The following is a 19,511-nucleotide window of genomic DNA, read 5'->3' as shown; positions in this document are numbered from 1 at the left end:
GACCACCCGTGATCGACGACACGCTCCTCGAGGCCGAGGAGAAGATGGAAAAGGCGATCGAGGTCGCCAAGGGCGACTTCGGTGCCATCCGGACGGGCCGGGCCAACGCGGCGATGTTCCACAAGATCATGGTCGACTACTACGGTGCGCCGACCCCGCTGCAGCAGCTGGCCAGCTTCCAGATCCCCGAGGCGCGCTCGGTGCTCATCACCCCCTTCGACCGGGCGGCGATGACGGAGATCGAGAAGGCCCTGCGCAACTCCGACCTCGGGGTGAACCCGGGCAACGACGGCAACGTCATCCGGATCGTGCTGCCGCAGCTGACCGAGGAACGCCGCAAGGACTACATCAAGATCGCGCGCACCAAGGCCGAGGACGCCCGCGTCTCGCTGCGCAACGTGCGCCGTCGCGCCAAGGAGGAGCTGGACCGCATCGTCAAGGACGGTGAGGCCGGTGAGGACGAGGTCGCGCGGGCGGAGAAGGAACTCGAGTCGGTCACCAAGCGGCACGTCGACGCCGTCGACGACCTGCTGAAGAACAAGGAAGCCGAACTGCTCGCCGTCTGAGCGACGGGGACGCGAGGCGCGACGTGACGGGCGAGACGACGGGGACCCCGACGACGGGAACCCCCCACCCTCCCAGGGCTCCCCGGCGGGCGGGCCGCAACCTGCCCGCCGCCATCGGCATCGGCGTCGGCCTCGGTGCCGTCGTCGTGGCCAGCCTGTTCATCCGGCGTGAGGCGTTCGTCGTCTTCACCAGCGTCGCGGTGCTCTACGGCTGCGTCGAGGTGGTGCGGGCGTTCCGCGCGCGCCACCTGCGGGTCCCGGTCCTGCCCCCCGTGGCGGGCACCCTGGCCATGGTGCCGGGGGCCTACCTCGGCAGTGGCGAGACGTTGTTCGTGGCCTACGCGCTCACGGTCTTCGCCGTCATCGTCTACCGCCTCCTCGGTGACGGCGGCGACCACGGGGCGGAGACCACCGTCCCGGCCGTGCGCGACGTCGCCGGCGGCATCTTCATCGTCAGCTACGGCCCGCTGCTGGCCGGTTTCGCGATGCTCATGCTGGCCGCCGACCAGGGACCCTGGCGGGTCCTCGTCTTCGTCATCCTCGTGGTGGCCAGCGACGTCGGTGGCTACGCGGCGGGGGTCCTGTGGGGCAAGCACCCCATGGCGCCGTCGGTGAGCCCGAAGAAGTCGTGGGAGGGGACGGCCGGCTCCGTCGTCGTCGGTGCCCTCGCCGGGGCGATCGCCCTGCCGTTGGCGCTGGGTGGACCGTGGTGGGGCGGGGTCCTGCTCGGAGTCGTCACCGTCGTGGTCGCGATCCTCGGCGACCTGTCCGAGTCGATGCTCAAGCGCGACCTCGGCATCAAGGATATGGGCACGCTGCTGCCCGGCCACGGCGGGGTCATGGACCGCCTCGACTCGCTGCTGCCCGCGGCGCCGGTGGTCTACCTGCTGCTGCTCTGGCTCGTCCCCTCCTGACCGCGCGTCGGCCACTTCCGCGGGCCCTTACCATGGAGTCACGATGACGACTCCTCCGGATGCCCCCACCCGCGAACCGCTGCCCCTGGCGCCTGCCGGCCCCGGCAAGCTGGTGATGGCCGCCCCCCGCCGCGGCAAGCCGCCGCGCCACTTCGTCGACCTCGAACCCGAGGAACGCGGCCCGGCGATGGTGGAGCTGGGGGAGAAGGCGTTCCGCGGCAAGCAGCTCGCCACGCAGTGGTTCGAGCGCCTCGAGGACGACCCGGCGAAGATGACGGACCTCCCGGCCGCGAGCCGCGACCGGATCGCGGCGGCGCTGCTGCCGACGGTGCTGACGCCGATCCGCACGCTCACCGCCGACGCCGGCAAGACGATCAAGTCGCTCTACCGGATGCACGACGGTGCGCTCGTCGAGTCCGTCCTCATGCGCTACAAGAACCGCGACACCATCTGCATCTCCAGCCAGGCCGGCTGCGGGATGAACTGCCCGTTCTGCGCCACCGGTCAGGCGGGTCTGACCCGCAACCTCTCCACGGCCGAGATCGTGGAGCAGGTCACCGCGGCCTCCCGTGCCCTGGCGCGCGACGAGGTCCCCGGCGGTCCCGGTCGCGTCAACAACGTCGTCTTCATGGGCATGGGCGAGGCGCTGGCCAACTACAAGTCGGCCGTCGCCGCCGTGCGCCGCCTGGTCCAGCCCGCCCCGGACGGCCTCGGGATCTCCGCCCGCGGCATCACGATGTCGACGGTCGGCCTCGTCCCGGCGATCGACAAGTTCGCCCAGGAGGGGATCGCGGCGACGCTGGCGCTGAGCCTGCACGCCCCCGACGACGAACTGCGCAACGACCTCGTCCCGATCAACCAGCGCTGGAACGTCGCGGAGGCCCTCGACGCCGCGCGCCGCTACTTCGAGGCGACGGGCCGCCGGGTCAGCATCGAGTACGCGCTGATCCGCGACATCAACGACCAGGCGTGGCGTGCGGACCGCCTCGGCAAGCTGCTCAACGCCCGGGGCCGCGGCTGGGTGCACGTCAACCCGATCCCGCTGAACCCGACCCCGGGATCGAAGTGGACCGCCAGCGACCCGGCCGTGGAGAAGGCGTTCGTCGCCGCCCTGGAGAACCGCGGCATCCCGACGACCGTGCGCGACACCCGCGGCAGCGAGATCGACGGGGCCTGCGGGCAGCTCGCCGCGATCGGCCCGGAACAGCCGAAGGCATGACCCAGAGCGTCGAGGGCCTGCCCCTGTCGCAGCTGCTGCAGGAGCGGCCCTCGCGCCTCAAGGGTCTGCGACGCGGCTACCGCGTCGAGGACGTCGACGTGTTCTTCGACCACATCGCCCAGGCCGTCCCGGCCGGGCGCGTCGCCTCGGGGCAGGTCCGGGCCGTCGGCTTCGGCTCGCAGTTCGGCGGCTACGACGTCGCCGACACCGACGCCCTGCTCGCCGAGATCGAGGACGGCCTGGCCCGTCGGGAACGTCAGCGCTCGCTGGCCCAGAGCGACCAGCGACCCTTCACCGAGCGGCAGGCCGCCCTCGGCGCGGCGGTCTCGGGACGTCTGAAGGAACCGCGCGGGGAGCGCTTCCCCCGCGCCCGCGGTCTGCGCCGCGGCTACCGGCCGGGCGACGTCGACGCGCTGTGCGAACTGCTCGCCGACCACTTCCGGGGCACGACGAAGCTCAGCGCCGACGAGGTCCGCACGGCGCTGTTCCGTCCCCGCCGGGGCCGCCGCGGCTACCGCGAGGCCCCCGTCGACGCGTTCCTCGACCGCGTCGTCGAGCTCATGGTGACCTTCGAACGCTGAGGGTCACCCCCAGGGCGGGACGGACCCCAGCACCCGGTCCACCGTGAACGCGACGACGACCCGCGCCGGGTTGGGGCGCGGCGTGCGGTAGCGGGCGGCGTAGCGCCCCTCGGCGTCGGCGACCGACTCCGCGTCGTCCAGCACGTACCCGACACCCTCCAGCGCCAGCCAGCGCCGGCCGTCGACCTGCGCGACGACGACCCGGGAACCGCGCCGCGCGTGCACGGCCTTGCGCGACGTCCCCGACGTGATGATCCGCACCGTCCCCGCGTCGAAGGTGAACCCGACGGGGACGACGTGCGGGGACCCGTCGGCGCGCAACGTGGTCACCGTCGCCAGGTGACGCTCCGTCAGGAACTCCAGCGCGCTCGCGGGCAGGTCGTCAGGGTTCAGGGCCATGTCCCGAGTTTCGCAGCCGGGGGCTCGGCCCTCCCCGGGGAGGCGCCGAGGGCACCCAGCGCGAGCCACAGCTCGGCCCGGTCCGCCGCGGAGTCCATCGAGGAGCCCAGCAGCCCTTCGAGGCGCGCGATCCGCTGCCGGACGGTGTTGCGGTGCACCCCGAGGGCGTCGGCCGTGGACTGCCGCGCCCCGTGGTGCTCCAGGAACGCGCGGGCGCTCGCGAGGAGGACGTCCGCGTCGGCGCTGTCCAGCACGGGCGCCAGCCGCTGCCGGGCCCAGGGCCCGACCGCGTCGGCGTCGAGGACGTCGTCCAGTGACCCCGCCGCGGCCAGGGGCCGGTGCGCTCCGGTGCGCGCGTGGGCGGCGTCGGCCGAGCGGACCCCCTCCGCGGCCCGGTCGAGGGGCACGGGGCGACTCACGCCCCAGCGCGCCCCGGGCGGCGGGGTCCCGACGGCGTCCGGGGGCAGAACGGCGTGGTCCTCGCCCCGCCAGACCACCGGCGGCGGCGTCCCGCTCCAGCGGAGCACGACGAGCGGGTCGGGCAGCGGGTGCCCGACCCCCTCCGCCAGCCGGGCGGCGACCGCGGGCCGGTCGCTCAGCACCAGGTCGACGACGGCGCTCGCCATCCCCGGGGGGATGAACGAGCGGGCCGTGAGCAACCCCAGCAGGGCCGCCGCCGTGCCGATCGTCGCGTGCGCGGCCCGTGGGGTGTCGGGGGCGAGGGAGACGAGCAGCCAGCCCGTCCCGTCGGACCCGGTGGCCCGCAGCAGCAGCGACCGGGTCGGGGACACGTCGGTCCAGCTCGCCCGCGCCCCCTGACCCTGGATCCGGTGCAGTCCGGCGACGGCCTCGGCGGGGGGCGGGGTCCTCGTCGTGGCGGCGCGGACCCCGCCGCCGGGGGCCAGCGACCAGGCCTGACCGCGCACGCTGCGGGCCACCCGCCGCAGCACGGCGTCGACGCCCTGCGGTCCGGCGGCGTCGACGGCCAGCTCGCGCTGGGTGCGGGCGGCGGCGGCCTCGGCGTCGTTCTCGCTGCGCCGCAACAGGTCCGCCAGACGACGGGAGATCGCGATGAACGGGGTCGGTTGCGGGACCTCGAGCAGCGGCAGACCGCGGGCGGCCGTGGCGGCGACGAGGGCGCGCGGCACCGAGCGGTGGCTCAGGCCCACCCCGAAACCGGTCCCCGCGACCCCGGCGTCGACGAGGCGGTCCACCCAGCCCGCCCAGCCGGCGCGCGGGGTCCGCAACCCCGTGGTGAGCAGCAGCTCCCCGCCCTCCAGGAACGCCGTGGGGTCGTCCAGCTCGCTGGTCGCCACCCAGCGCACGGGGGCGCCGGGATCGCCGCCGACCAGGCGCAGCGCCAGCGAGGGGGTCGCCACCAGGTCGGCCAGGGTCACCACGGTGGCAGTCTCGCACTGCGCGACCGGTGCCGACAGTGCACTCCTGACACTGACGTCGAGGGGGCGACGCGCCTAGGTTCGGGCCATGACGACCCTCAGCCAGGACGTGAGCACCGGCGGCCCCACCCTCCCGCAGGAGATCCGGTTGCGGACCGAGGTGCCGGGCCCGCTCTCGCGCGAGCTCGCCGCCCGCCGCAGCGCCGCCGTGAGCGCCGCCGTCGGGTCGTCGATGCCGTTCTACGCCGCCACCGCCGGCGGCGGGGTCGTCGTCGACGTCGACGGGAACTCCTACGCCGACCTCGGCTCCGGCATCGCCGTCACCACCGTCGGCAACGCCGACCCCGCCGTCGCCGCGGCCGTGGCCGAGCAGGTGGCGCGGTTCACCCACACCTGCTTCATGATCACGCCCTACGACTCCTACGTCGAGGTCGCCGAGCGGCTCAACGCCCTGACCCCCGGTGACTTTGCGAAGAAGACCGCCCTGTTCTCCACCGGGGCCGAGGCCGTCGAGAACGCCGTGAAGGTCGCCCGGGCCCACACCGGCCGCCAGGCCGTGGTCGTCTTCGACCACGCCTACCACGGCCGCACCAACCTCACGATGGCGATGACCGCCAAGAACATGCCCTACAAGAACGGCTTCGGCCCCTTCGCCCCCGAGGTCTACCGGGCCCCGCTGAGCTACCCCTTCCGCGACGGCCTCGACGGCCCGACCGCCGCCGCCCGCGCCATCCACACCATCGAGAAGCAGGTCGGCGCCGCGAACCTCGCCGCCGTCGTGCTCGAGCCGATCCAGGGTGAGGGGGGCTTCATCGTCCCGGCCCCCGGCTTCCTGCCCGCCATCGCCACCTGGGCGAAGGAGAACGGCGTCGTCTTCGTCGCCGACGAGGTCCAGACCGGGATCGCCCGCACCGGCGCGGCCTTCGCCAGCCACCTCGAAGGGATCGAACCCGACCTGGTGACCATCGCCAAGGGCGTCGCCGGTGGTCTGCCGCTCGCGGCCGTCACCGGCCGCGCCGAGATCATGGACGCGCCGGTCCTCGGCGGCCTCGGCGGCACCTACGGCGGGAACCCCGCCGCCTGCGCCGCCGCGATCGCCACCCTGGACACCCTGGAGCGGGAGGACCTGCCGGCCCGGGCCCGCCGGGTCGAGGGCATCCTCTTCGCCCGGCTGCGCGCCCTGGCCGCCCGGGACCCACGCATCGGCGACGTCCGCGGCCGCGGTGCGATGGTCGCCGTCGAGCTCGTCGAACCCGGGACCACCACCCCGGACGCGGCGCTGGCCAAGCGGATCGCCACCGACGCCGCCCAGCACGGCGTCATCGTCCTGACCTGCGGTACCGACGGCAACGTCCTGCGCTTCCTGCCGCCGCTGAGCATCCCCGACGCCCTGCTGGAACAGGCCCTGGACGTGCTCGGGACCGTCTTCGAGAACGCGCACTGAACCCCTCCGACAGGCAGGATCGAGCCATGAGCACCGAACAGCGCGAGAAGGAACTCCTGAGCGAGGTCCCCACCGGACTCTTCGTCGGTGGCGCCTGGCGCCCCGCCGAGGGTGGGCGCACCGTCGACGTCGAGGACCCCTCGACCGGGCAGGTCCTCGTCGCGGTCTCCGACGCGAGCGTGGCCGACGGCACCGCGGCCCTCGACGCCGCCGTCGCGGCCTTCCCCGGCTGGGCCGCCACCCCGACCCGCGAACGCGCCGAGGTCCTGCGCCGCGCCTTCGACCTCATCACCGCCCGCGCCGACGACTTCGCCCTGCTCATGACCCTCGAGATGGGCAAACCCCTGGCCGAGGCCCGCGGTGAGGTGACCTACGGCGCGGAGTTCTTCCGCTGGTTCTCCGAGGAGGCGCCGCGGATCTCCGGCCGCTACGCCCAGAACCCCGTCGGAGGTTCCCGGCTGCTCACCCTCAAGCAACCCGTCGGGCCGGTCCTCGCGATCCTGCCGTGGAACTTCCCGCTCGCCATGGGGACCCGCAAGATCGCCCCGGCGCTCGCCGCCGGGTGCACCATCGTCGTGAAGCCCGCGACGCAGACCCCGCTCACGACGCTGCTGCTGGCCCAGGTGCTGGCCGAGGCCGGCGTCCCCGACGGGGTCGTCAACGTCGTCACGACGACGTCGACGGCGGAGGTCGTCGAACCCCTCGTGCGGGACCCCCGGCTGCGGAAGCTGACGTTCACCGGTTCCACCGCGGTCGGTCGCAAGCTCGTCGAGCAGTCCGCGCAGCGGCTGCTGCGGGTGTCGATGGAACTCGGCGGCAACGCCCCGTTCCTGGTGTTCGACGACGCCGACCTGGACGAGGCGGTCGACGGGGCGATGCTCGCGAAGATGCGCAACACCGGGGAGGCCTGCACCGCGGCCAACCGGTTCTACGTCCAGCGCGGTGTCGCGGAGGAGTTCTCCCGCCGCCTCGCGGAACGGATGGGTTCGCTGACCGTCGGCCGGGGGACGCAGGACGGCGTCCAGGTCGGACCGCTCATCGACGCCCGCGCCCGTGACGGTGTGGCGCAGCGGGTCTCCGAGGCCGTCGACGCGGGAGCGAAGGTCGTCGTCGGTGGGTCGACGGTGGGGGAGAGCGGGTACTTCTACGCCCCGACCGTCCTCACCGACGTGCCGCTCGGTTCCCGCCTGCTCACCGAGGAGACGTTCGGGCCGGTCGCCCCGATCGTCGTCTTCGACGAGGAGTCCGAGGGCGTCGCGTTGGCCAACGACACCGAGTACGGCCTCATCGGTTACGCCTACACCCAGGGGCTCGACCGGGGGATGCGCGTCGCCGAGGCGCTCGAGACCGGCATGGTCGGCCTCAACGCCGGGGTCATCTCCAACGCCGCCGCGCCGTTCGGCGGGGTCAAGGCCAGCGGGTTCGGCCGCGAGGGCGGGGCCGAGGGGATCGAGGAGTACCTCGAGACGAAGTACGTGAACTTCCCCCTCTGAGGACGGGGCGACGACGAACGGCCGGTGACCCCGCGGGGTCACCGGCCGTTCGTGCTCCTGCGGGTGGTGCGGGTCAGTTCCCCGCGGCCTCGTGGTAGACGGCTGCCACGACGTCACCGAACAGCGGTCCGTAGAGGACCTCGGTGGCGTCGTTGTAGCTGAAGCTCACGACCGAGGTGACCGTGCCGGTGCCCTTGGCGGGGTCGAAACCGCTCAGCCACGGTCCGCCGCTGGAACCACCGGCCATGGTGCACAGGGTGGCCCGGTCGGTCGTGGGGTCGTTGGTGGAGGTGACGTCGGTGAACCGGGTGCCGGTGCAGAACTGCAGGGTGGTCCCGTCGGCCGCGGCGCCGCGTCCGGGGTAGCCGAAGACGGTCACCGGGTCCAGGGCGGGGGTGAAGTCGATGGCGAAGGAGCCGACGGTATCGGCCAACGAGCGGCCACCGACCGACTGCACGACGGCGAACCCGACGTCGAAGTTCAGGGCCTCGGCCTTCGACTGGTCGCCCTGGCGCCACTGGGTGGTGGTGAACAGCTTCGTCGCGGGGAAGGTCCCGTAGGGGGCGCTCGTCCCGTGCAGGCCCGGCACGAAGACGACGTTGGTCGAGACCACGCCGTTCTCGGTCAGGCAGTGCCCGGCGGTGACGATGACGTCGCCCGCGACCGAGGCGACGCTGCTGGCGCTGCACTCGTAGTTGCCGCGCCCCTGGGTGAAGAACAACCGGCCGACCTTGCGCGCCACCGCGGCCGGTCCCGCCCACGGAGTGCTCGTGGCGACGGTGGAGGCGGGAGCCGTCCCGGAGGCGCGGCGGGTGCTGCGCCCCACCACGGCCGCGTCGCCCACGGCGAGGGTCGAACGCGTCGACGGCGACGACGGTGACGGCGCAGCCTCGGGGGTGGCCGGGCGGGCGGCTGGACCACCCGGGGCGACGACCCGGTCCGCGGGCTGGGCGGAGGCCATGCGCTCGGGGGTCCAGTACTCCGTGGCCACCTGCTGCACGGTCGCGTCGGTGGTGGAGAGCAGCGACACCGAGGTGCTCCCGGTCCCGGTCACCTCGACCGCCTGGGCGCTGCCCCCGCTGAGGCTGAGGACGAGGGAGGAGGCCAGCGCGAGTGCGCCGGCGGAGCTCGCTCGGACGAGTCTTCGCATGACGGGTGTCCTTCCGGTGCCGGTGGTGCTGGGGTCATCCTTGCGGATCCGGTGAGGATTCGCCCCAGTGCGCCGGTCACGGGGCGTGGCGGAGGCTCCCGACCGGTCATGATGGGTGGGTGAGCCCGACCCCTGAGACGCCCGGCGGAACCCCCCGCGAGGTGGTGCTCCTCGGCAGCACCGGCTCCATCGGCACCCAGGCCCTCGACGTCGTCGCGGCCGCCCCGGGAGCCTTCCGCGTCGTCGCGCTGGCCGCCGGCGGTGCCGACGTGCAGCTGCTGGCCCGCCAGGCCCTCGACCACGGCGTCGACCTCGTCGGGGTGGCTCGCAGCGAGGCGCTGCCGGCCCTGCAGGAGGCGTTGCGCGTGCAGGCGGCCGGGCGGCCGCTGCCCCGCGTCGTCGCCGGCCCGGAGGCCGCGAGCGAGGTCGCGACCCGCCCCTGCGACGTCGTCCTCAACGGCATGACCGGCTCGGTGGGCCTGCGCCCGACGCTGGCCGCGCTGGCGACCGGGCGCACGCTCGCGCTCGCCAACAAGGAGTCGCTCGTCGCCGGGGGGCCGCTGGTCACCGCCGCCGCGAAGCCCGGCCAGATCGTCCCCGTCGACTCCGAGCACTCCGCCCTGGCCCAGGCCCTGCGCGGCGGGAGCGCCGACGAGGTCGCCCGCCTGGTCGTGACGGCCAGCGGCGGCCCCTTCCGGGGCCGCCGGCGCGAGGAGCTCACCGAGGTCACCCCGCAGCAGGCGCTGGCCCACCCCACGTGGACGATGGGACCGGTCGTCACCACGAACTCCGCGACCCTGGTCAACAAGGGGCTCGAGGTCATCGAGGCCTCGCTGCTGTTCGGGATCGGCTACGACCGGATCGACGTCGTCGTGCACCCGCAGTCCGTCGTGCACTCCATGGTCGAGTTCACCGACGGCTCCACGCTGGCGCAGTGCTCCCCGCCGGACATGCGCCTGCCCATCGCGCTGGGGATCGCCTGGCCCGACCGCGTCCCCGGGGCGACCACCGGCATCGACTGGACGCGGGCCGCGTCCTGGACCTTCGAACCCCTCGACGCGGAGGCGTTCCCCGCCGTCGACCTGGCCCGCGAGGCGGGCCGGCGGGGCTCCACCGTCCCCGCGGTGTTCAACGCCGCCAACGAGGAGTGCGTCGCCGCCTTCCACGCCGGCCGGCTGCCGTTCCTGGGGATCGTCGACACCCTCGCCCGCGTCGTCGGCGAGCACCGCCCGGGCGGTGACCCGCGCGACGTCGAGGACGTGCTGGCCGCCGAGGACTGGGCCCGGGCCCGCGCCAACGAGCTCGTCGCATGACCACGGTGCTGCTGTGGGTCGTGGGGATCCTGGCCGCCGCGATCGGCGTCGCCCTCTCGATCGCCCTGCACGAGGTGGGACACCTGCTGCCCGCCAAGAAGTTCGGGGTCAAGGTCGTCCAGTACATGGTGGGTTTCGGCCCGACCCTGTTCTCCCGCCGGCGCGGGGAGACCGAGTACGGCGTCAAGGCCATCCCGCTCGGGGGCTACATCCGGATGATCGGGATGTTCCCGCCCGGCGAGGACGGTCGCGTCCGCGCCTCGACCACGGGCCGCTGGGCGCTGATGGCCGAGGAGGCCCGGCAGGCGAGCTTCGTCGAGATCGAACCCGGCGAGGAGCACCGGACGTTCTACCGCCGTCCCGTGTGGCAGCGGATCGTCATCATGTTCGGGGGCCCCTTCGTCAACCTCGTCCTGGCGCTGGTCCTCACCGCCGTCGCCGCCAGCGCCATCGGCCAGCCCGGCTACGTCCCGACGCTGTCCGCCGTCTCCGAGTGCGTCCTGCCGGCGGGCAGCACCGCGACCACGTGCGGCGCCTCCGACCCCGCCGCCCCCGGTGCGGTGGCCGGTCTGCGGCCCGGGGACGAGATCGTCGAGTTCGGCGGGAAGCCCGTGCAGGACTGGAACGCGCTGTCGGCGCAGATCCGCGCCGACGGCGGCCGGGCCGTGGACCTCGTCGTGCTGCGCGACGGGCAGCGGGTCCCGATCACGGCGACGCCCGTCCTCACCGAACGCGCCGTGACGAACGCCACCGGGAAGGCCACGGGGGAGACCGAGCGGGTCGGCTTCCTCGGGGTCTCACCCAGCATCGCCGTCGTGCGGACGCCGCTCAGCGAGGTCCCCGGCGTCGTCGGCACGCAGATCGAGGGTGTCGCCACCATCGTCGTCCGCCTGCCGCAGCGGCTCTACGACGTCGCCCAGGCCGCGTTCGGTTCCGCCCCGCGCGACCCGAACGGCCCCATCGGCGTCGTCGGCATCGGCCGCCTCGCGGGGGAGCTCAACGCCCAGCCCGCGATCATCCCCGGGGACGAGCTCGCCGAGCGGACCTCGCGCATCGTGTCGCTGCTGGCGGGCCTGAACGTCGCGCTCTTCGTCTTCAACATGATCCCGCTGCTGCCCTTCGACGGCGGGCACATCGCGGGAGCGCTGTGGGAGGTCGTGAAGAGGGCGATCTTCCGGCTGCGCCGCCGTCCTGACCCGGGCCCCGTCGACGTCGCCAAGGCGATGCCGCTGGCCTACGGGGTGTCGATCGTCCTGGTGGGGATGAGCGTCCTGCTGCTCTACGCCGACATCGTCCGCCCGGTCACCCTCAACCAGTGACGGGACCGGTGAACCCCGGGTGAAGACCGTGACCCCTGGTCGTGGTCGCGTCGGTGCGGGTTGATACTGGCGGGGTGAGCGTCAGCCTCGGTCTCCCCGCCCTCCCGCCCCCCGTCCTGGCCCCCCGTCGCAAGACGCGCCAGATCCAGGTGGGCAAGGTGGGCGTCGGCAGCGACTCGCCCGTCTCGGTGCAGTCGATGACCACCACCCCGACGACGAACATCAACGCCACGCTGCAGCAGATCGCCGAGCTGACCGCGTCCGGCTGCGACATCGTCCGGGTCGCCTGCCCGACCAACGAGGACGCCGAGGCGTTGCCGATCATCGCGAAGAAGTCGCAGATCCCGGTCATCGCCGACATCCACTTCCAGCCGAAGTACGTCTTCGCGGCCATCGACGCCGGCTGCGGCGCGGTGCGCGTGAACCCGGGCAACATCCGCAAGTTCGACGACCAGGTCAAGGACATCGCGAAGGCCGCCAAGGACGCGGGCGTCTCGATCCGCATCGGGGTCAACGCCGGGTCCCTCGACCCGCGCCTGCTCGCGAAGTACGGCAAGGCGACGCCCGAGGCGCTCGTCGAGTCCGCCGTCTGGGAGGCGTCCCTCTTCGAGGAGCACGACTTCCACGACTTCAAGATCTCGGTCAAGCACAACGACCCGGTCATCATGGTCCGGGCCTACGAACTCCTCGCCGAGCGCGGCGACTGGCCGCTGCACCTCGGGGTGACCGAGGCCGGCCCCGCCTTCCAGGGCACCATCAAGTCCGCGACCGCCTTCGGGGCGCTGCTGTCCCGGGGCATCGGAGACACCATCCGCGTCTCCCTCTCGGCCCCGCCGGTCGAGGAGGTCAAGGTCGGGATCCAGATCCTGCAGTCGCTGAACCTGCGCCCCCGCAAGCTCGAGATCGTCTCCTGCCCCTCCTGCGGGCGGGCCCAGGTCGACGTGTACTCCCTGGCCGACGCGGTGAGCGAGGGCCTCGAGGGCATGACCGTCCCGCTGCGCGTGGCGGTCATGGGCTGCGTCGTCAACGGCCCGGGGGAGGCCCGCGAGGCCGACCTCGGTGTGGCCAGCGGCAACGGCAAGGGTCAGATCTTCGTGCGGGGCGAGGTCATCAAGACCGTCCCCGAGCACGACATCGTCGCGACCCTCATCGAGGAGGCCAACCGACTGGCCGCCGAGATGGGCGAGCCCGAGGACGACGCGAGCGCCGGGGCCCCGGTCGTCTCCGTCAGCTGAGCCCCCCGTCTCGACCATCCGGGCTCGAGCGGGCAGGATGCGGGAGTGTCCCTGACCAACTCCGCCGCCGCGCGCGGCACCTCGGCGTCCGGGACCCTGCGCGTGCTCGGGGGGGCCGACGCTCCGGCCCTGCTGCGGCTGTGCGAGCGCGATCCCGTCGCGAACCTCTTCGTTTCCGCCCGCCTGCTGGGGCTGGTGGCCCGTCCGGGCAGCGACCTCGGCGGGCAGGTCTGGGGCTGGTTCGAGGACGGGCGGCTCGTCTCGGCCTGCTGGGCCGGGGCGAACCTCGTGCCGGTCGAGGCGACCCCCGCGGCCCTCGACGCGTTCGCCGCGCACGCCCGCGCCGAGGGCCGACGCTGTTCCTCCCTCGTCGGGCCGGCGGAACCCGTCCTGGCCCTGTGGCAGCGCCTCGAACCGCACTGGCGCGGGGTCCGCGAGGTCCGCGCCAACCAGCCGCTGATGGTCTGCGACTCCGCGCCCCTGGTGGAGCCCGACCCGGCCGTGCGCAGGGCGACGCTGCGCGAACTCGACCTCGTCGTCCCCGCCTGCGTCGCGATGTTCACCGAGGAGATCGGGTACGCCCCCGCCCCGCCCGACGGCGGCGGCGCCTACCGGGCCCGCATCGCCGAACTCGTCTCCACGGGGCGCAGCTTCGTCCGCATCGACGTCGGCCGCTCCGGCCCCGAGGTCGTGTTCAAGGCCGAACTCGGCGCGGTGTCGCCGAGGGTCGTCCAGGTGCAAGGGGTCTGGGTCCCCCCGCACCGTCGCGGCGAAGGGCTCTCCGAACCCGGCATGGCCGCCGTCTGCGAAGCCGCCTTCGCCGACGGGGTCACCTCGGTGTCGTTGTACGTCAACGACTACAACGCCAAGGCGCTCGCCGCCTACCGCCGCGTCGGGTTCCGCGAGGTGGGTTCGTTCGCCACCGTCCTGTTCTGACCCGTGCGGCGGCTCGACGCTCTCGTGGGCGAGGTCGAGGGCATCACCGGTCGATGGGGAGAGCTGTCGGTGCGACGAAATCGGTGCCCTGGCGCCGGGATCGTCGCACCGACGGTTCACTCCACGTGGTGACACCGATGGGTGAGGCCGTGGGGACCGGCCCGGACGCCGACGACGGTGGTGAAGCCCGCGGAGCCGCGCCGATACGCTGGGGTCGTGCTGATGCGGATGTCGACCCTGTTCCTGCGGACCCTGCGGGAGGACCCCGTCGAGGCCGAGGTGGCCAGCCACAGGCTGCTGGTGCGGGCGGGCTACATCCGGCGGGCCGCGCCGGGCATCTACACCTGGCTGCCGCTGGGGCTGCGGGTCCTGCGCAAGATCGAGGACGTCGTCCGCGAGGAGATGAACGCCTCCGGCGCGCAGGAGGTCCACTTCCCCGCGCTGCTGCCGCGTGAGCCCTACGAGGCGACGAACCGCTGGACGGACTACGGCGACGGCATCTTCAAGCTGAAGGACCGCAAGGGCGCCGACTACCTGCTCGCGCCCACGCACGAGGAGATGTTCACGCTCCTGGTCAAGGACCTGTACTCCTCGTACAAGGACCTGCCGCTCTCGATCTACCAGATCCAGACGAAGTACCGCGACGAGGCACGTCCCCGCGCGGGCATCATCCGCGGCCGCGAGTTCGTCATGAAGGACTCCTACAGCTTCGACGTCGACGACGCCGGGCTCGAGAGGTCCTACGAACAGCACCGCGAGGCCTACATCAAGATCTTCGCCCGCCTCGGGCTGGAGTTCGTCATCGTCTCGGCGGTGTCGGGGGCCATGGGCGGTTCGCGCAGCGAGGAGTTCCTGCACCCCACGCCCATCGGTGAGGACACCTTCGTCCGCTCGCCCGGCGGCTACGCCGCGAACGCCGAGGCCGTGACCACGCTCGCGCCGCCCGCCGTCCCCTTCGACGGTCTGCCCGCCAGCCACGTCGAGGACACCCCCGACACCCCGACGATCGACACCCTCGTCGCCGTCGCCAACGAGAAGCACCCCCGCGCCGACCGGCCCTGGACGGCGGCGGACACGCTGAAGAACGTCATCGTCGTGCTCAAGCACCCCGACGGCACCCGGGAACCGCTGGCCGTCGGCGTCCCCGGTGACCGCGAGGTCGACACCAAGCGCCTCGAGGCGGCCGTGTCGCCCGCCGAGGTCGAGGCCTTCGAGGCGGCCGACTTCGCGAAGAACCCCGCGCTGGTCAAGGGCTACATCGGGCCCGGTGTCCTCGGTGCCGAGAACGCCAGCGGGATCCGCTACCTCCTCGACCCCCGCGTCGTCGACGGGTCCGCCTGGATCACCGGGGCCGACGTCGACGGCAAGCACGTCTTCGACCTCGTCGCGGGCCGCGACTTCACCCCCGACGGCGTCGTCGAGGCCGCCGAGGTCAAGGCGGGCGACCCCGCCCCCGACGGTTCCGGGCCGCTGGAACTGGCCCGCGGCATCGAGATCGCGCACATCTTCGCCCTGGGTCGCCGCTTCGCGCAGGCCCTGGACCTGAAGGTGCTCGACGAGAACGGCAAGCAGGTCGTCGTCACCATGGGGTCCTACGGCGTCGGTGTCACCCGCGCCATGGCGTGCGTCGCCGAGGGCAACCACGACGACAAGGGCCTCGTCTGGCCGCGGGCCCTCGCGCCCTACGACGTCCACGTGGTCGCGACCGGCAAGGACCCGGAGATCTTCGCGACCGCGGAGCGCCTCGCCGGGGAGCTCGAGGCGCAGGGCGTCGACGTCCTCTACGACGACCGTCCCAAGGTCTCGCCCGGCGTGAAGTTCAAGGACGCCGAGCTCGTCGGGGTCCCGACCATCCTCGTCGTCGGCAAGGGCCTCGCCGAGGGGCAGGTCGAGCTCAAGGACCGCCGCAGCGGCGACTCCGAGCAGATCGCCCTCGCGGACGCCGTCGCGACCGTGGTGCGGACCGTCAGGAGCTGAGCCTCGTCCCCGCCGCTCCCGCTCGACGGGAGCGGCGCGGGGGGACGGTCAGCCGCGGAGCGTGCGTCCCCGCCGGCGCGCCAGCACCGTCGCCCCCGCGACGACGACGACGGCCGCCGCTCCGGCCGCGACGGCCACCGTCGTCGACGTGTTCGCTTCGGCGCCTCCGCGGGCCGCCGCGACCCAGCCCAGTCCCCACGTCAGGCCCGCCCCGAAGGCGAGGCGTCCGCGGCCGCGGACAGCGGTGAGGACCCCCACCCCGGCCGCCACCGTCAGCACCCCGACCGCCCAGGCCGGTTCCGCCGACGTGAGGCCCTGGTCGCGCAGGACCGCGGCCACGTTCGCGACGGTCGCGATCGACACCCAGCCCAGGTACAACCCCGTCGTCCCGTCGACCAGCACGGCCTCGACGCGCGACGCCGGCCGCTCCCGCAGCAGCCGACCGAAGGTCGCCACCAGGACCACCAGCAGCACGACGATGACCAGCACGGAGAGTTCGACCTGCCCGGCCTGCACCGTCCCGACCCAGACCGCGTTGAGCACCAGCGAGGCGGCGGTGAGCCACCCCGTGGAGCGCTGTCGGGCGTCGTCGCGGTGCGCGGGCAGCGCCTGCCACACCGTCAGCCCCACCAGCCCCGTGTAGACGACGCTCCAGATCGCGAACGCCGGGCCGGCCGGGGCCACGAGGGTCGCGTCGGCGGAGAGCGCACCGCCTGCGGCCGAAGCGATCGGCGTGCCCCCGAAGGCCCCCGACCCCACCGTCGCCCCGGCGATGCCGAGCACGGCGCTGGTGACGACCGCCACCTGACGCAGGGTGTCGGAGGAACCGCTGCTGGACACCGCGTCGCTGGTCACGCCCGATCCTCGCGGCTGGACGGGCGCTGCGCACGTCAGTGCAGCAGCCAGTCCGGGCGGTCCAGGTAGCGCTGCGCGACCTCCGCGGTCCCCGGCACCTGCGCGGCCCAGACCGCCGGCGGCAAGGCGTCCTCGCGGTGGGTCGTGGTCCAGCCGAGCATCTGCAACCGGCGCACCGTCGACAGCGCCGTCGCGACGGCCAGGTCATCCTCGGAGACCGCGCGCACGGAGCGGTACCCCTCCAGCCAGGCCGCGGCGATGGTGGGGGCGAACGGTTCGTGCTCGATGAAGCTCAGCGCCGCGGCGAAGTCCCACAGCAACCGCGACGTCCCGCAGTCGTCGAAGTCGATGACGGTCAACCGGCCCGTGCTGTCGACCATGATGTTCGAGGGCCGCAGGTCAGCGTGCACGAGCCCGCTCGACGCGGGTGACTCCGCGACCCCGGCGAGGACCTCCCGCGCGGCGGTCTCGGCCCGTTCGCAGACGGCGAGCTGCTCCGAGGACAACGCCGCGCCGCGCCAGTCGCCCCAGCGGCTCCCCGCCCCCAGCGCATCGTCGAGGCCCCACCCGAACCGGCTGAACCCGGCGGGGGGCGTCCACCCGGCGACGTGGTCGTGCAGGGCGGCCGTGGTGGCGCCGATCTCGGCGTAGGTGCGGCGCAGGGTGGCGTCCTCCAGACCCGCACCGGCGAGGGTGTCCTCGAGGATCTCGCCCCGGACGAACGCGAACGCCACGGCGAACCAGCGGGCGCCCGCGCCGTCGAGGACCTCGTGGACGAGGGAACCGTCCGCGAGGGGCAGGACGTCGGGGACCCGGACGGAGGTCTCCGCGGCGATGGCCCTGACCCAGGTGAGTTCCGCGGCGATCTGCGTCGGGTCGGCGACGTAACCGGGCCGGTGGACCCGCAGGACCGCGGTCGGGAGGCCGTCGACGTCGATCCGGAACGTCGCGTTCTCGGACACCGCGATGAGGGTGAGGGAACTGCTCGTGGGCAGGTCCCAGGCGGTGCGCACCGAGCCGGCGATCCAGTCCGGGGCGGGATCGCCGCGGCGCAACGCGGCGAACGCGGCGAACGGTGGGGCGTCGGGCGTGGTGGTCACGGTTCTCCTCGGGCTGCGAGGAGGGCTGGGCGCCGCGACGAGTGTGGCACGGCCGGTCCGCGCCGGGAACCCCCGTGTCCTGCGCAACAAACCGTTCACACGGGACCCGAGGAGTTGACCTGGACGAAACACGGATGGGCTGTGCGGGCCGACGCGTCGCGCCAGGATCGACGTCGAGCAGTTCCGTCGTGAGGGCTTGGGCGCCGACGCGGTGCGGAACAGACGCAGGACAGGACCAGCCGAACCAGAGGTGACCCGGTGACCCGCTCGACGATCATGGACACGAACAGCTTCCGGCCCGAGCACGCGGACGGCCTGGACCCGGCGACGCGGGCCCTCACCGAACGCCGGTCCGCGGTGCTCGGCGGCTCCTACCGGTTGTTCTACCGCCGTCCGGTGCACCTGGTCCGGGGCGAGGGGCAGTACCTGTTCGACGCCGACGGCACGAAGTACCTGGACATGTACAACAACGTCGCGAGCCTCGGGCACTGCCACCCCGCGGTCGTCGAGGCCGTGACCCGGCAGATGCAACTGCTCAACACCCACACCCGCTACCTGCACGAGGGGATCCTCGACTACACCGACGACCTGCTCACCACGTTCCCCGCCCTGCCGACGGGGGAGTGGAAGGCGATGTACATGTGCACCGGCTCGGAGGCCAACGACCTCGCGCTGCGGGTCGCGAAGGCCTGGAGCGGTGGCGAGGGTTTCATCGCCACCACCGAGGCGTACCACGGCACCAGTGAACTCACCTCGGGAGTCTCACCGGCGCTGGGTTCGGGGCAGCCGATCGCCCCCACCGCCCGTCTCGTCCCCGCCCCGGACGTCTACCGCACCGGCATCGACCCCGCCCGGATCGGGGCCTGGTTCGCGGACCGGGTGCGCGCCGCGATCGGCGACCTCGAGGCGCGCGGGACGAAGCTCGCCGCCTTCATCGCCGACTCGGTCTTCTCCTCCGACGGCGTGCTGCCGGCACCGGCCGGCTACCTCGCCGAGGCCGTCGACGTCGTCCGTGCCGCCGGTGGGGTGTTCATCGCCGACGAGGTGCAGCCGGGTTTCGCCCGCACCGGGGAGGAGTTCTGGGGTTTCGCCCGGCACGGGATCGTCCCCGACCTGGTGACCCTCGGGAAACCCATGGGCAACGGCATCCCGGTGTCGGGGATGGTCGCGCGCGACGAGGTGCTCGCCGCGTTCAGCGACCGGATCCCCTACTTCAACACCTTCGGGGGGAACCCGGTCTCGATGGCCGCCGCGCAGGCCGTCCTGACGACGGTGCGGGCCGAGGGACTGCAGGCGCACGCCCGGGCGGTGGGCAGTGCGATGCGCTCGGAACTCGACGGGCTCAAGGAGCGGCACGACGCCGTGGGTGACGTGCGCGGCGCCGGGTTGTTCACCGGGCTGGAACTCGTCACCGACCCGGCGACGCGCGAACCCGACCGCGACCTCGCGCTCGCGGTGCTCGAGGAACTGCGCGACCGCGGGGTCCTCACCTCCGTGGCCGGGCCGCACGGCAACGTCTTGAAGCTCCGCCCGCCACTGGCCTTCCAGGCCGCGGACACCGACTGGCTGGTGGGCGCCCTCGACGCCTCGCTCACGGCTCTGGGACGCTGACC

At 73.4% G+C, this 19,511-nt stretch carries 17 protein-coding genes; 12 read left to right on the top strand and 5 right to left on the bottom strand.

Features of this window, described 5'->3' with window-relative positions; all coding sequences use genetic code 11:
• Positions 1-8: 8 nt before the first annotated feature.
• Genes frr through ACFQ46_RS11900 form a run of 4 tightly spaced genes read left to right on the top strand, consistent with a single transcriptional unit; the run spans position 9 to position 3,280 of the window.
• Positions 9-566 carry a ribosome recycling factor gene (frr, locus tag ACFQ46_RS11915; protein ID WP_328292053.1) on the top strand — a complete coding sequence of 186 codons (558 nt, stop codon included), beginning with the start codon at positions 9-11 and terminating at the stop codon, positions 564-566.
• 23 nt (positions 567-589) lie between these two features.
• Entirely contained in the window at positions 590-1,480 is an 891-nt protein-coding gene (locus ACFQ46_RS11910) for a phosphatidate cytidylyltransferase (protein WP_380259699.1), read from the top strand.
• Positions 1,481-1,523: 43 nt separating this feature from the next.
• A complete protein-coding gene (gene rlmN, locus ACFQ46_RS11905) occupies positions 1,524-2,699 on the top strand; it encodes a 23S rRNA (adenine(2503)-C(2))-methyltransferase RlmN (protein ID WP_328292051.1) in 1,176 nt (391 codons plus the stop codon).
• Positions 2,696-3,280 (top strand): DivIVA domain-containing protein, encoded by a 585-nt coding sequence (locus ACFQ46_RS11900; RefSeq protein ID WP_380259698.1) that lies wholly within the window; start codon positions 2,696-2,698, stop codon positions 3,278-3,280. Before rlmN ends, ACFQ46_RS11900 begins: the two co-directional genes overlap by 4 nt.
• 3 nt (positions 3,281-3,283) lie before the next feature.
• On the opposite strand, the gene ACFQ46_RS11895 is transcribed toward ACFQ46_RS11900, so the two are convergent.
• Both ACFQ46_RS11895 and ACFQ46_RS11890 read right to left on the bottom strand, forming a co-directional pair.
• Positions 3,284-3,679: a PPOX class F420-dependent oxidoreductase gene (locus ACFQ46_RS11895; protein WP_380259697.1), complete on the bottom strand. Its 396-nt coding sequence runs from the start codon at positions 3,677-3,679 to the stop codon at positions 3,284-3,286.
• Positions 3,670-5,079, bottom strand: a complete 1,410-nt coding sequence (locus ACFQ46_RS11890; RefSeq protein WP_380259696.1) for a PucR family transcriptional regulator — start codon at positions 5,077-5,079, stop codon at positions 3,670-3,672. The genes ACFQ46_RS11895 and ACFQ46_RS11890 overlap by 10 nt, the downstream gene beginning before the upstream one ends.
• 85 nt (positions 5,080-5,164) lie before the next feature.
• On the opposite strand from ACFQ46_RS11890, the gene gabT reads away from it, so the two are divergent.
• The gene (gene gabT / locus ACFQ46_RS11885) at positions 5,165-6,520 is read left to right on the top strand and encodes a 4-aminobutyrate--2-oxoglutarate transaminase (RefSeq protein WP_380259695.1); all 1,356 of its coding nucleotides are present in this window, start codon (positions 5,165-5,167) and stop codon (positions 6,518-6,520) included.
• Positions 6,521-6,546: 26 nt separating this feature from the next.
• A complete protein-coding gene (locus ACFQ46_RS11880) occupies positions 6,547-8,013 on the top strand; it encodes an NAD-dependent succinate-semialdehyde dehydrogenase (protein ID WP_380259694.1) in 1,467 nt (488 codons plus the stop codon).
• A gap of 73 nt (positions 8,014-8,086) precedes the next feature.
• On the opposite strand, the gene ACFQ46_RS11875 is transcribed toward ACFQ46_RS11880, so the two are convergent.
• Positions 8,087-9,163 (bottom strand): trypsin-like serine peptidase, encoded by a 1,077-nt coding sequence (locus ACFQ46_RS11875; protein ID WP_380259693.1) that lies wholly within the window; start codon positions 9,161-9,163, stop codon positions 8,087-8,089.
• A gap of 119 nt (positions 9,164-9,282) precedes the next feature.
• Between ACFQ46_RS11875 and dxr the strand changes: the two genes are divergently transcribed.
• The 5 genes from dxr to ACFQ46_RS11850 all read left to right on the top strand — a co-directional run bounded on the left by dxr (position 9,283) and on the right by ACFQ46_RS11850 (position 15,943).
• Positions 9,283-10,476: a 1-deoxy-D-xylulose-5-phosphate reductoisomerase gene (gene dxr / locus ACFQ46_RS11870; RefSeq protein ID WP_380259692.1), complete on the top strand. Its 1,194-nt coding sequence runs from the start codon at positions 9,283-9,285 to the stop codon at positions 10,474-10,476.
• Positions 10,473-11,795, top strand: coding sequence for a M50 family metallopeptidase (locus ACFQ46_RS11865; protein WP_380259691.1), 1,323 nt, complete (start codon positions 10,473-10,475; stop codon positions 11,793-11,795). Before dxr ends, ACFQ46_RS11865 begins: the two co-directional genes overlap by 4 nt.
• A gap of 74 nt (positions 11,796-11,869) precedes the next feature.
• Complete coding sequence (gene ispG, locus ACFQ46_RS11860; protein ID WP_380259690.1) at positions 11,870-13,030, top strand: flavodoxin-dependent (E)-4-hydroxy-3-methylbut-2-enyl-diphosphate synthase; 1,161 nt, start codon at positions 11,870-11,872, stop codon at positions 13,028-13,030.
• Positions 13,031-13,075: 45 nt separating this feature from the next.
• The gene (locus tag ACFQ46_RS11855) at positions 13,076-13,966 is read left to right on the top strand and encodes a GNAT family N-acetyltransferase (protein ID WP_380259689.1); all 891 of its coding nucleotides are present in this window, start codon (positions 13,076-13,078) and stop codon (positions 13,964-13,966) included.
• A gap of 216 nt (positions 13,967-14,182) precedes the next feature.
• Positions 14,183-15,943, top strand: coding sequence for a proline--tRNA ligase (locus tag ACFQ46_RS11850; protein ID WP_380259688.1), 1,761 nt, complete (start codon positions 14,183-14,185; stop codon positions 15,941-15,943).
• Positions 15,944-15,991: 48 nt separating this feature from the next.
• Here ACFQ46_RS11850 and ACFQ46_RS11845 read toward each other — a convergent pair whose 3' ends face one another.
• Entirely contained in the window at positions 15,992-16,798 is an 807-nt protein-coding gene (locus ACFQ46_RS11845) for a tryptophan-rich sensory protein (protein ID WP_380259687.1), read from the bottom strand.
• Positions 16,799-16,833: 35 nt separating this feature from the next.
• The gene (locus tag ACFQ46_RS11840) at positions 16,834-17,898 is read right to left on the bottom strand and encodes a phosphotransferase enzyme family protein (protein WP_380259686.1); all 1,065 of its coding nucleotides are present in this window, start codon (positions 17,896-17,898) and stop codon (positions 16,834-16,836) included.
• A gap of 276 nt (positions 17,899-18,174) precedes the next feature.
• Between ACFQ46_RS11840 and ACFQ46_RS11835 the strand changes: the two genes are divergently transcribed.
• Positions 18,175-19,509 (top strand): aspartate aminotransferase family protein, encoded by a 1,335-nt coding sequence (locus ACFQ46_RS11835; protein ID WP_380259829.1) that lies wholly within the window; start codon positions 18,175-18,177, stop codon positions 19,507-19,509.
• The last annotated feature ends 2 nt before the right edge of the window (positions 19,510-19,511 follow it).

The organism is Kineococcus sp. GCM10028916 (assembly GCF_042674865.1).
GTDB lineage: Bacteria > Actinomycetota > Actinomycetes > Actinomycetales > Kineococcaceae > Kineococcus.
The sequence above is the reverse complement of the archived record's forward strand: the minus strand, read 5'-3'. Positions and strand labels throughout refer to the sequence as shown.